We start from the raw sequence: 11,792 nt of genomic DNA, 5'->3' as shown, positions 1-11,792 counted from the left end.
GAGGAACGCGCATGAAGACCCTCTGGCAGCACTGCCATGTGGCGAGCATGGCCCAGGGCAGCTACTCGATCATCGAGGACGCGGCGATCGTCACCGAGGCCGGGCGCATCGTCTGGATCGGCGCGCGCCAGGCCCTGCCGGACCTGGACGTGCAGCATCAGGTGGACCTGGGCAGTGCCTGGGTCACCCCGGGCCTGATCGACTGCCACACCCACGCGGTGTTCGGCGGCAACCGCAGCGGCGAGTTCGAGCAGCGCCTGCAGGGTGTCAGCTATGCCGAGATCGCCGCCCAGGGCGGCGGCATCGCCAGCACCGTGCGGGCGACCCGTGCTGCCAGCGAAGACGAGCTGTACGCCAGCGCCCTGCGCCGGGTACGGGCGTTGATGCGCGATGGCGTGACCACCCTGGAGATCAAGTCCGGGTACGGCCTGGACCTCGACAACGAGCGCAAGATGCTCAAGGTCGCCCGGCGCCTGGGCGAGACGCTGCCGCTGACCGTGCGCGCGACCTGCCTGGCAGCCCACGCGCTGCCGCTTGAGTACAAGGACCGCAGCGACGACTACATCGCCCATATCTGCGAGGTCATGCTCCCGGCGCTGGCCGCCGAAGGGCTGGTGGATGCGGTGGATGCCTTCTGCGAGTACCTGGCGTTTTCCCCGGCGCAGGTCGAGCGGGTGTTTATCAAGGCGAAGGAACTGGGGCTGCCGGTCAAGTTGCATGCCGAGCAGTTGTCTTCGCTGGCCGGCTCCAGTCTGGCGGCACGTTATCACGGGCTGTCCGCCGATCACCTGGAGTTCATGACCGAGGACGACGCCATCGCCATGGCCGCCGCCGGTACGGTCGCTGTGCTGCTGCCCGGTGCCTTCTATTACCTGCGTGAAACCCAGCTGCCGCCGATGGACGCCTTGCGCAAGCACGGGGTGAAGATCGCCATTGCCAGCGACCTCAACCCTGGCACCTCGCCGGGGCTGTCGTTGCGTCTGATGCTGAACATGGCTTGCACGCTGTTCCGCATGACCCCGGAGGAAGCCCTGGCCGGCGTCACCCTGCACGCCGCCACGGCGCTGGGGCTGGGTGACAGCCATGGTTCGCTGGAGGTGGGCAAGGTCGCCGACTTCGTCGCCTGGGAGATCGAGCGTCCGGCCGACCTTGCCTACTGGCTGGGCGGCGAACTGGACAAGCGCGTGGTGCGCCACGGCATCGAACTGACTGATTGAGGCAACGACGATGGACAAGGTTCTGAATTTCCACCAGGGCACGCTGCCGCTGCTGGTCAGCATGCCCCACGCCGGCCTGAAGCTCACCCCGGCGGTGCGCGACGGCCTGGTGGCGCCGGCGCGCAGCCTGCCGGATACCGACTGGCATATTCCGCAGCTGTATGACTTCGTCCGTGAGATGGGCGCGAGCGTGGTGGCGGCCGAGTATTCGCGGTTCGTCATCGACCTGAACCGGCCGGAGGATGACCAACCTTTATACGTAGGCGCGACCACCGGGTTGTACCCGGCGACGCTGTTCGATGGCAGTCCGCTGTTCGAGGAGGGGCGGGTGCCGTCTTGCGCAGAGCGCGCCGGCTATCTGGAGGGCATCTGGCGGCCGTATCACGACACCCTGCGCAACGAGCTGACGCGGTTGAAGGAGAAGTTCGGCTATGCGCTGTTGTGGGATGCGCATTCGATCCGCTCCCATGTGCCGCATCTGTTCGACGGGAAACTGCCGGACTTCAACCTGGGGACGTTCAACGGGGCGAGCTGTGACCCCGAGCTGGCCGAGCGACTGAAGACGGTGTGTGCCGGCGCGCCGGACTACACCCATGTGCTGAACGGGCGCTTCAAGGGCGGTCATATCACCCGGCATTACGGGGATCCGGCCAGGGATATCCATGCGGTGCAGCTGGAGCTGGCGCAGAGCACTTATATGGAGGAGGTGGAGCCGTTTGCCTATCGGGAGGATCTGGCAGGGCCTACCCAAGTGGTATTGCGGGGATTGCTCGAAGAGGTTCTGGCCTGGGCTCAGCGGCGATACGACTGACGCCATCGCTGGCTTGCCAGCGATGGGGCCCCTGAGAGCAGCACATGGTTACCTGAAGAACACTTGACCCAAGGGGGCATGCTCAAAGCGCATTTCAGGTTTATGATGCCCAACGGCAGAATAATTCCCACACGGAGTGCGTAATGCAGACCTTGTACCCACAGATCAAACCCTACGCCCGGCACGATCTGGCAGTCGAAGCACCGCATGTACTGTACGTCGATGAAAGTGGTTCCCCGGAAGGTCTGCCGGTGGTGTTCATTCACGGAGGCCCCGGCGCCGGCTGCGATGCCCAGAGCCGCTGCTACTTCGACCCCACGGTCTACCGCATCATTACCTTCGATCAGCGTGGCTGCGGCCGTTCCACCCCCCATGCCAGCCTCGAAAACAACACCACCTGGCACCTGGTCGAAGACCTCGAGCGCATCCGCAAGCACCTCGGCATCGAAAAATGGGTACTGTTCGGCGGCTCCTGGGGCTCGACCCTGTCCCTGGCCTACGCCCAGACCCACCCCGAGCGCGTGCATGGCCTGATTTTGCGCGGCATCTTCCTCTGCCGCCCGCAGGAGATCGAGTGGTTCTACCAGACTGGTGGCGCCAGCCGCCTGTTCCCCGATTACTGGCAGGACTACATCGCGCCGATCCCGGCGGATGAGCGCAACGACCTGGTCCAGGCCTTCCACAAGCGCCTTACCGGCAACGACCAGATCGCTCAGATGCACGCGGCCAAGGCCTGGTCCACTTGGGAAGGCCGCACCGCCACGCTGCGTCCCAACCCGCTGGTGGTCGACCGCTTCTCCGAGCCGCAGCGCGCGCTGTCGATCGCCCGGATCGAATGCCATTACTTCGTCAACAATGCCTTCCTCGAAGAAAACCAACTGATCCGCGACATGCCAAAGATCGCCCACCTGCCGGCGGTGATCGTGCACGGTCGCTACGACGTGATCTGCCCGCTGGACAACGCCTGGGAACTGCACCAGGCCTGGCCGAACAGCGAACTGAAGGTGATCCGCGACGCCGGCCATGCCGCGTCCGAGCCTGGCATCACCGACGCCCTGGTGCGTGCCGCCGACCAGATGGCCCGGCGCCTGCTCGACCTGCCTCTGGAAGAGGCATGAAGGGCCTGCTGCAACGTGCGCGTGGCGCGCGGGTGGAGGTAGAGGGGGAGATCGTCGGTTCTATCGACCAGGGCCTGCTGGTACTGGTCGCGGTCGAGCCGGGGGACACCCCCGAGCACGCCGACAAGCTCCTGCACAAATTGCTCAACTACCGGGTCTTCAGCGACCCGCAGGGCAAGATGAACCTGTCCCTCAAGGACATCGACGGCGGCCTGCTGCTGGTGTCCCAGTTCACCCTCGCCGCCGACACCCGCAGTGGCCTGCGTCCGAGCTTTTCCACCGCTGCGCCGCCGGCCCTTGGTGCCGAGCTGTTCGACTACCTGCTGGCCCAGGCGAGGCTCAAGCACGGGACTGTCGCCAGTGGCCGCTTCGGTGCCGACATGCAGGTCCACCTGGTCAATGATGGCCCCGTAACATTTATGTTACAAATATGACGTCAAAAAACCCCCTGTTCGCAGGAAAACAAGGGGTTCTACAGCAAAAATAGTTGGTTGGCCCTGATGCGTTGTAACGCAGCCTGCTAGATAATCGCGCGCTACATGGGGCCGGCGTTCGACGGCCTGTTTCACTCTGACTCGAGAACTGTCCGGAACCGTTTGGGGAATCATTGAGCCCTTTCGGAGTCCGAACAGTGCTCGCCAACCCGGCATGTGTCGCTGGCCGTTGGTTCTTTAGATCTGTTTTTCGGCGAGGGTTGCTCGTGATTGTTAGTCCCTTTGATGCTCCAAGAACGCCTGCCAGTCGGTTGCGCAAGGCCCTGCTCGCCGGTTCGGCACTGGTCTGCCTGCTCAGCGCCGGCCAGCTTTGGGCGTTCAACCTTGACGACGTAGCGGCCAAGGCGAAGGACCTGGCCGGACAGAAGTACGAAGCACCGAAAAGCAACCTGCCGGCCGTCTTCCGCGACATGAAGTTCGGCGACTACCAGAAGATCCGCTTCCGTGCCGAAAAGGCCGAGTGGGCCGATGAGAAGACCCCGTTCAAGCTGTCCTTCTATCACCAGGGCATGCACTTCGACACGCCGGTGAAGATCAACGAAGTCACCGCCACCACCGTCGAAGAGATCAAGTACGATCCGAGCCGTTTCGACTTCGGCGACCTGCAATTCGACGCCAAGGCCACCGAACAGCTGGGCTATGCCGGTTTCCGCGTGCTGTACCCGATCAACAAGGCGGACAAGCAGGACGAGATCATGACCCTGCTCGGCGCCAGCTACTTCCGCGTGGTCGGCAAGGGTCAGGTCTATGGTCTGTCCGCCCGTGGCCTGGCCATCGACACCGCGCTGCCGTCCGGCGAGGAATTCCCGCGCTTCACCGAGTTCTGGATCGAACGTCCGAACCCGGCCGACAAGCACCTGGTGATCTACGCCCTGCTGGACTCGCCACGTTCCACCGGCGCCTACAAGCTGATCCTGCGTCCGGGCACCGACACCATCGTCGATGTACAGTCCAAGGTGTTCCTGCGTGACCACGTCAGCCGCCTGGGCATCGCCCCGCTGACCAGCATGTACCTGTTCGGCAGCAACCAGCCGTCCCGCGTGCCGAACTACCGTCCTTCGCTGCACGACTCCGAAGGCCTGTCGATCCATGCCGGCAACGGCGAGTGGCTGTGGCGTCCGCTGAACAACCCGAAACACCTGGCCGTGAGCAACTTCAGCGTGGAGAACCCGCGCGGCTTCGGTCTGCTGCAGCGCAACCGCGACTTCAGCTTCTTCGAAGACCTGGATGACAACTACCAGAAGCGCCCGAGCACCTGGATCGAGCCGAAGGGCGACTGGGGCAAGGGCACCGTCGACCTGGTCGAGATCCCGACTGCGGATGAGACCAACGACAACATCGTCGCCTTCTGGAGCCCGGAGAAACTGCCGGAGCCAGGTACCCCGATCGACTACGAATACCGCCTGCACTGGACCATGGACGAGTCGGCCTACCACTCGCCGGACCTCGGCTGGGTCAAGCAGACCATGCGTTCCACCGGCGACGTCAAGCAGTCCAACCTGATTCGCCAGCCGGACGGCAGCGTAGCCTTCCTGGTCGACTTCGAAGGCCCGGCCCTGGCCAAGCTGCCGGAAGACACCGCGGTACGCAGCCAGATCAGCGTCGGCGACAACGCCGAAGTGGTCGAGAACAATCTACGCTACAACCCTGAAATCAAGGGCTGGCGCCTGACTCTGCGGATGAAGGTCAAGGATCCGGGCAAGGCCGTGGAAATGCGCGCGGCCCTGGTTCGCGATGTGCCGGTCGAACCGGCCAAGCCTGAAAAGCAGGAAGAGCCGAAGAAACAGGAAAAACCTGCGAAGCATGACAAGGCCGCGGCGAAAACCGCGAAGGCCGAGCAACCTGCCGAGCAGCCTGCCGCCGAAGCGGCGCCCACCACCGAGGCCCCGGCCACCACCGAACAGGTGCTGACCGAGACCTGGAGCTATCAGTTGCCTGCCGATGAGTAACTCTTCAGTACGGCCGGAACCACTCGTCGAGTATCTGGCCCACCTACCTCTGAGCGATGAGCAGCGGGCGGAACTCGCCAGTTGCAACTCGTTCAGCGAGTTGCACCAGCGCCTGTCGGCGCACCCGGCCCCTGCCGATGCCGAACCCACCCAGGGTTCGGTAGGCAGCCGGCTGAACCTGCTGTCGGCGACCGATATGGAAGAGGTCGAGATGCTCGGCCTCGACGCCAGCGGCCGGGTCTGCCTCAAGGCGACCCCGCCGATCCGTCGGACCCGGGTCGTTCCCGAGCCATGGCGGACCAATATCCTGGTGCGTGGCTGGCGCCGGCTGACCGGGCGCACCAACGCCCCAGCCCCGGAAAAGCGCGAGCTGCCGGCCGCGCGCTGGCGCTGGGTCGGTTCCATGCGCCGCTATATCCTGCTGGCCCTGATGATCGGCCAGACCCTGGTCGCCGGCTGGTATATGAAGGGCATCCTGCCGTACCAGGGCTGGTCGTTCGTCGACCTCGACGAAGTCCTGCACCAGCCATTGCTGCAGACCGCCGCACAGGTCTGGCCGTATGCGTTGCAGACCAGCATCCTGATTCTGTTCGGCATCCTCTTCTGCTGGGTGTCGGCAGGCTTCTGGACCGCGCTGATGGGCTTCCTCGAGCTGCTCACCGGGCGTGACAAGTACCGCATTTCCGGGAGCAGCGCCGGCAACGAGCCGATCGAGAAGGGCGCCCGCACTGCGCTGGTCATGCCGATCTGCAACGAAGACGTACCACGGGTATTCGCCGGCCTGCGTGCGACTTTCGAATCGGTGGCCGCCACCGGTGACCTCGACCGTTTCGACTTCTTCGTCCTCAGCGACACCAACGACACCGACATCGCCGTTGCCGAGCAACAGGCGTGGCTGGATGTCTGCCGCGAAACCAACGGTTTCGGGCGGATCTTCTACCGTCGCCGCCGTCGTCGCGTGAAGCGCAAGAGCGGCAACCTCGACGACTTCTGCCGTCGCTGGGGCAGTGATTACCGCTACATGGTGGTGCTCGACGCCGACAGCGTGATGAGCGGCGAATGCCTCACCAGCCTCGTGCGCCTGATGGAAGCCAACCCCGACGCGGGGATCATCCAGACCGCGCCTAAGGCTTCGGGCATGGACACCCTGTATGCGCGCATGCAGCAGTTCGCCACCCGTGTCTACGGCCCGCTGTTCACCGCCGGCCTGCACTTCTGGCAGTTGGGCGAGTCGCACTACTGGGGCCACAACGCGATCATCCGCATGAAACCCTTCATCGAGCATTGCGCCCTGGCGCCGCTGCCGGGCAAGGGCGCATTCGCTGGTGCGATCCTCTCCCACGACTTCGTCGAAGCCGCGCTGATGCGCCGTGCCGGCTGGGGCGTGTGGATCGCCTACGACCTGCCGGGCAGCTACGAGGAATTGCCGCCGAACCTGCTCGACGAGCTCAAGCGCGACCGGCGCTGGTGCCACGGTAACCTGATGAACTTCCGCCTGTTCCTGGTCAAGGGCATGCACCCGGTGCACCGCGCGGTGTTCCTTACCGGGGTGATGTCCTACCTGTCGGCGCCGCTGTGGTTCTTCTTCCTGGTGCTGTCGACGGCGCTGCTGGCGACCAACACCCTGATGGAGCCGCAGTACTTCCTCGAACCGCGGCAGCTCTATCCGCTGTGGCCCCAGTGGCACCCGGAGAAGGCGATCGCGCTGTTCTCCACCACCATCGTGCTGCTGTTCCTGCCCAAACTGCTCAGCGTCATCCTGATCTGGGCCAAGGGCGCGAAAGAGTTTGGCGGGCGGATCAAAGTCACCCTGTCCATGCTGCTGGAGATGCTGTTCTCGATGCTGCTGGCGCCGGTGCGGATGATCTTCCACACCCGCTTCGTCCTCGCCGCGTTCCTCGGCTGGGCCGCGACCTGGAACTCGCCGCAGCGTGACGATGACTCCACGCCGTGGAGCGAAGCGGTGCGCCGTCATGGTCCGCAGACCCTGCTGGGCGTAGCCTGGGCATTGCTGGTGGCCTGGCTGAACCCGAGCTTCCTGTGGTGGCTGGTGCCTATCGTCGGTTCGCTGACCCTGTCGATTCCGGTCTCGGTGATCTCCAGCCGGGTCAACCTGGGCTTGCGCGCCAAGGACGAGAAGCTGTTCCTGATTCCCGAGGAGTACGCCACGCCACAGGAATTGCTGGCGACCGACCAGTACACCCACGAGAACCGCTGGCATGCGTTGAAGGACGGTTTCGTCCGCGCCGTGGTCGATCCGAAGCAGAATGCCCTGGCGTGCGCCCTGGCCACTGCCCGTCACCGTGAAGCCGCACCGATCGAGGCGCTTCGCGCCGAGCGTATTGCCAAGGCTCTGCAGGTCGGCCCGTCCGGGCTTGATGGCAACACCCGCCTGGCCCTGCTCAGCGATCCGGTCGCCCTGGCCCGTTTGCACGAGCAGATCTGGGCCGAGCAGACCCCGGCCTGGCTGGACGTCTGGCGCAAATCCATCGCCAGCGATCCGCACTCGCCGTTGCTGCCGCTGCATCCCGAGCCGGCGCCGCAACCGGCCCTGGCCAACGCCTGACCCGCAACGGGGCGACATTCGTCGCCCCGTTGTTCTTTCTGGTATCAATAAGTAACAAAGTCTTCACGGACGCTAGGTCCCGTGCCGCTCATGCGTTAGCATCCCACCCCGACTATGCCGCAAGGTCTGTAGGACTTTTCGCGCACACAATAAAATTCGAAGCGTTTTCTTGTTGGGGGAACCTGGTGATGTTCAAGAAGTATCTTTCGATGCTGCTGGCTGGCGTCGCGGCCACCGTTGCGGTCACTACCGCACAGGCCGGCGTGATCGATGACGCGGTCAAGCGCGGCACCCTGCGGGTGGGCATGGATCCGACCTACATGCCGTTCGAGATGACCAACAAGCGTGGCGAGATCATCGGTTTCGAAGTCGACATCCTCAAGGCCATGGCCAAGTCCATGGGCGTCAAGCTGGAGCTGGTCTCCACCGCCTATGACGGCATCATCCCGGCGCTGATGACCGACAAGTTCGACATGATCGGCAGCGGCATGACCCTGACCCAGGAGCGCAACCTCAAGCTGAACTTCAGCGAGCCCTTCATCGTCGTCGGCCAGACCCTGCTGATCCGCAAGGAACTGGCAGACAAGGTCAAGTCGTACAAGGACCTGAACAATGCTGAATACCGCCTGACCTCCAAGCTGGGCACCACCGGCGAGATGATCGCCAAGAAGATGATCAGCAAGGCCCAGTACCACGGCTACGACAACGAGCAGGAAGGCGTGATGGACGTGGTCAACGGCAAGGCCGATGCCTTCGTCTACGACGCGCCGTACAACGTTGTCGCGGTGGAGAAGGTTGGCAACGGCAAGCTGGTCTACCTGGACGAGCCGTTCACCTACGAGCCACTGGCCTTCGGCCTGAAGAAGGGCGACCACGACAGCCTGAACTTCATCAACAACTTCCTGCACCAGATCAAGCACGACGGCACCTACGATCGCATCCACGACAAGTGGTTCAAGAAGAAAGAGTGGCTGAAGGACATGGAATAAGGCCTCCGGCCCCACGCCAGGCTTGAAACCCGACGCGCAGGCATGTCCTGCGCGTTCTCATTTACGGAACGCCTCACGTGATCAAACACAAGAAAGCCCAGTGGCCCTGGCACGGGCTGACCGCGCTGGTCCTGGTGGGACTGGCACTGAGTCTGTATTTCGCCACCTCCATGATTTCCTACGAGTGGCGCTGGAACCGGGTACCGCAGTACTTCGCCTACCAGGCTGAGGAAGCCCATCGCGCGACGGCCTACGGCACGGTGCAGGACATCGTGCAGCAGGGCGACACGGCGCGGGTGACCCTGCGTGACGAAGACGGCAACGACCAGGTCCTGGAGGTCGAGCAGGGCACACTGCAATTGTCCAAGGGCGATGACGTGTCCGAAGGCGACGTGGTCGGCCTGACCCACCACTGGGCCGCCGGTCCGCTGGCCTGGGGCCTGTGGACCACGGTGTGGATCTCCGTGGCGTCTGGCGCCATCGGCCTGCTGATCGGCTTGTTCGCCGGCCTGTGCCGACTGTCCAGCAACCCGACCCTGCGCGACCTGTCGACGGTCTATGTCGAGCTGGTGCGCGGCACGCCGCTGCTGGTGCAGATCTTCATCTTCTACTTCTTCATCGGTACCGTGCTCAACCTGTCCCGCGAGTTCGCCGGGGTGGCGGCGCTGGCGCTGTTCACCGGTGCCTACGTGGCCGAGATCGTCCGGGCCGGCGTGCAGTCCATCGCCAAGGGCCAGAGCGAGGCTGCGCGTTCGCTGGGCCTCAACGCCGCCCAATCGATGCGCCACGTGGTCCTGCCGCAGGCGTTCAAGCGCGTGCTGCCGCCGCTGGCCGGGCAGTTCATCAGCCTGGTAAAGGACACTTCGCTGGTCTCGGTGATCGCCATCACCGAACTGACCAAGAGCGGCCGCGAAGCGATCACCACCTCGTTCTCGACCTTCGAGATCTGGTTCTGCGTCGCCGGCCTGTACCTGGTGATCAACCTGCCGCTGTCGCATTTCGCCAGCCGGCTTGAGCGGAGGCTTGCGCAAAGTGATTGAAGTCCGTGACCTGACCAAAGTCTTCGACACCCGCGGCATGGTCGTGCGGGCTGTGGATAACGTTTCCACCCAGGTGGCCCGCGGCGAGGTGCTGGTGGTGCTCGGCCCTTCCGGCTCGGGCAAATCGACCTTCCTGCGCTGTCTGAACGGCCTGGAGTCGTTCGATGCCGGCAGCGTGGCCATCGACGGTCTGCAACTGGCAGACCCGAAGACCGATATCAACGCCTATCGCCGCGAAGTCGGTATGGTGTTCCAGCATTTCAACCTGTTCCCGCATATGACCGTGCTGGAGAACCTGTGTCTGGCGCAGAAGGTCGTGCGCAAGCGCGGCAAGGCCGAGCGCGAAGCCAAGGCCAAGGCGTTGCTGGAGAAGGTGGGGATCGGCCAGAAGGCCAACGAGTACCCATCGCGGTTGTCCGGTGGCCAGCAGCAGCGGGTGGCGATCGCCCGGGCGCTGGCGATGGACCCTAAGGTGATGCTGTTCGATGAACCGACCTCGGCGCTGGACCCGGAGATGGTGGGTGAAGTGCTGGATGTGATGAAGACCCTGGCCCAGGAAGGCATGACCATGGTCTGCGTGACCCACGAGATGGGCTTTGCCCGGGAAGTGGCGGATCGGGTGCTTTTCTTCGATCACGGCAAGCTGCTGGAAGATTCGCCGCCGCAGGAGTTCTTCACTGCGCCGAAGGATCTGCGGGCCCAGGCCTTCCTGCGCCAGGTTCTCTAAGGGCGCCACGGACCCTGTGGGAGCGGGTTCACCCGCCATTGCGTCGGTGAATTCACTACCGCAATCGCGGGTGAACCCGCTCCCACAGGTCCCTGCTAAATCAATGAGTTATGTGTTGTTCTGTGGGGGCCGGCCTGAAATTACAGGCGGAAGCGGGAAACCAGTCCCTGCAAATGCGTTCCCAGCCGTGCCAGCTCCACGCTGGACGCCGCTGTTTCCTCACTGGCCGACGCCGTCTGGTCAGACACATCCCGCACGCTCATCACGCTGCGGTTGATCTCTTCCGCCACCGCACTCTGCTGCTCCGCCGCCGCAGCAATCTGCTGGTTCATCGACTGGATCGACGACACCGTCCTGGTAATGGTCTCCAGCGAAACCCCGGCACTACGAGTCAACTCGACACTGCTCTCGGTCAGGTTACGGCTGTTGTCCATCACCGCAGCCACCTGCTGGGTGCCGTTCTGCAAGCCGGCGATCAGCTCTTCGATCTCTTCGGTGGATTGCTGGGTACGCTGCGCCAGGCTGCGCACCTCGTCAGCGACCACGGCGAAGCCCCGTCCGGCTTCTCCGGCCCGTGCCGCTTCGATGGCGGCATTGAGGGCCAGCAGGTTGGTCTGTTCTGCCACCGACTTGATCACGTCGAGGACGCTGCCGATCTTCCCGCTTTCGGTCTTGAGCTGGCCCATGGCTTCGCTGGAGCGTCCGACTTCCGCCGCCAGGCGTTCGATCTGCGCGATCGCCTGTGCCACCACCCGATCACCCTCGCGGGCCTGGTTGTCGGCCATCTTCGCCGCCTCGGAGGCTTCCTCGGCATTGCGCGCGACCTCATGCACGGTGGCCGCCATCTCGTTCATGGCCGTGGCTACCTGGTCGGTCTCGAC

General features: G+C 64.1%; 10 protein-coding genes. 9 read left to right on the top strand and 1 reads right to left on the bottom strand.

Annotated elements, in window-relative coordinates; all coding sequences use genetic code 11:
* Window positions 1-11 precede the first annotated feature (11 nt).
* The 9 genes from hutI to AC5QPF_RS29790 all read left to right on the top strand — a co-directional run bounded on the left by hutI (window position 12) and on the right by AC5QPF_RS29790 (window position 10,911).
* Window positions 12-1,217, top strand: a complete 1,206-nt coding sequence (gene hutI, locus AC5QPF_RS29830) for an imidazolonepropionase (protein ID WP_494961167.1) — start codon at window positions 12-14, stop codon at window positions 1,215-1,217.
* A 10-nt stretch (window positions 1,218-1,227) separates the two neighbouring features.
* A complete protein-coding gene (hutG, locus tag AC5QPF_RS29825) occupies window positions 1,228-2,028 on the top strand; it encodes an N-formylglutamate deformylase (RefSeq protein ID WP_494961166.1) in 801 nt (266 codons plus the stop codon).
* A gap of 143 nt (window positions 2,029-2,171) precedes the next feature.
* A complete protein-coding gene (pip, locus tag AC5QPF_RS29820) occupies window positions 2,172-3,146 on the top strand; it encodes a prolyl aminopeptidase (protein WP_494961165.1) in 975 nt (324 codons plus the stop codon).
* The gene (dtd, locus tag AC5QPF_RS29815; protein ID WP_494961164.1) at window positions 3,143-3,580 is read left to right on the top strand and encodes a D-aminoacyl-tRNA deacylase; all 438 of its coding nucleotides are present in this window, start codon (window positions 3,143-3,145) and stop codon (window positions 3,578-3,580) included. The genes pip and dtd overlap by 4 nt, the downstream gene beginning before the upstream one ends.
* Window positions 3,581-3,846: 266 nt before the next feature.
* Window positions 3,847-5,589, top strand: coding sequence for a glucan biosynthesis protein (locus AC5QPF_RS29810; RefSeq protein ID WP_494961163.1), 1,743 nt, complete (start codon window positions 3,847-3,849; stop codon window positions 5,587-5,589).
* Window positions 5,582-8,155: a glucans biosynthesis glucosyltransferase MdoH gene (mdoH, locus tag AC5QPF_RS29805; protein WP_494961162.1), complete on the top strand. Its 2,574-nt coding sequence runs from the start codon at window positions 5,582-5,584 to the stop codon at window positions 8,153-8,155. The genes AC5QPF_RS29810 and mdoH overlap by 8 nt, the downstream gene beginning before the upstream one ends.
* Before the next feature lie 188 nt (window positions 8,156-8,343).
* On the top strand, window positions 8,344-9,144 hold the full coding sequence (locus tag AC5QPF_RS29800) for a transporter substrate-binding domain-containing protein (RefSeq protein WP_494961161.1): 801 nt from the start codon (window positions 8,344-8,346) through the stop codon (window positions 9,142-9,144).
* A 77-nt stretch (window positions 9,145-9,221) separates the two neighbouring features.
* Window positions 9,222-10,184 (top strand): ABC transporter permease subunit, encoded by a 963-nt coding sequence (locus tag AC5QPF_RS29795; protein WP_494961160.1) that lies wholly within the window; start codon window positions 9,222-9,224, stop codon window positions 10,182-10,184.
* Window positions 10,177-10,911: an amino acid ABC transporter ATP-binding protein gene (locus tag AC5QPF_RS29790; protein WP_458980406.1), complete on the top strand. Its 735-nt coding sequence runs from the start codon at window positions 10,177-10,179 to the stop codon at window positions 10,909-10,911. The genes AC5QPF_RS29795 and AC5QPF_RS29790 overlap by 8 nt, the downstream gene beginning before the upstream one ends.
* A gap of 140 nt (window positions 10,912-11,051) precedes the next feature.
* On the opposite strand, the gene AC5QPF_RS29785 is transcribed toward AC5QPF_RS29790, so the two are convergent.
* Complete coding sequence (locus AC5QPF_RS29785; protein WP_494964275.1) at window positions 11,052-11,756, bottom strand: methyl-accepting chemotaxis protein; 705 nt, start codon at window positions 11,754-11,756, stop codon at window positions 11,052-11,054.
* Window positions 11,757-11,792 lie beyond the last annotated feature (36 nt).

The sequence above is a fragment of the Pseudomonas sp. Con_6 genome (assembly GCF_059379395.1).
Note: the sequence above shows the minus strand (reverse complement) of the source record. Positions and strands in the feature narration are given on the sequence as shown.

Coding starts and splice junctions, on each gene's coding strand:
- hutI (WP_494961167.1), top strand. CDS start 12: ATGAAGACCCTCTGGCAGCACTGCCATGTGGCGAGCATGGCCCAGGGC.
- hutG (WP_494961166.1), top strand. CDS start 1,228: ATGGACAAGGTTCTGAATTTCCACCAGGGCACGCTGCCGCTGCTGGTC.
- pip (WP_494961165.1), top strand. CDS start 2,172: ATGCAGACCTTGTACCCACAGATCAAACCCTACGCCCGGCACGATCTG.
- dtd (WP_494961164.1), top strand. CDS start 3,143: ATGAAGGGCCTGCTGCAACGTGCGCGTGGCGCGCGGGTGGAGGTAGAG.
- mdoH (WP_494961162.1), top strand. CDS start 5,582: ATGAGTAACTCTTCAGTACGGCCGGAACCACTCGTCGAGTATCTGGCC.
- AC5QPF_RS29800 (WP_494961161.1), top strand. CDS start 8,344: ATGTTCAAGAAGTATCTTTCGATGCTGCTGGCTGGCGTCGCGGCCACC.
- AC5QPF_RS29785 (WP_494964275.1), bottom strand. CDS start 11,756: ATGGCGGCCACCGTGCATGAGGTCGCGCGCAATGCCGAGGAAGCCTCC.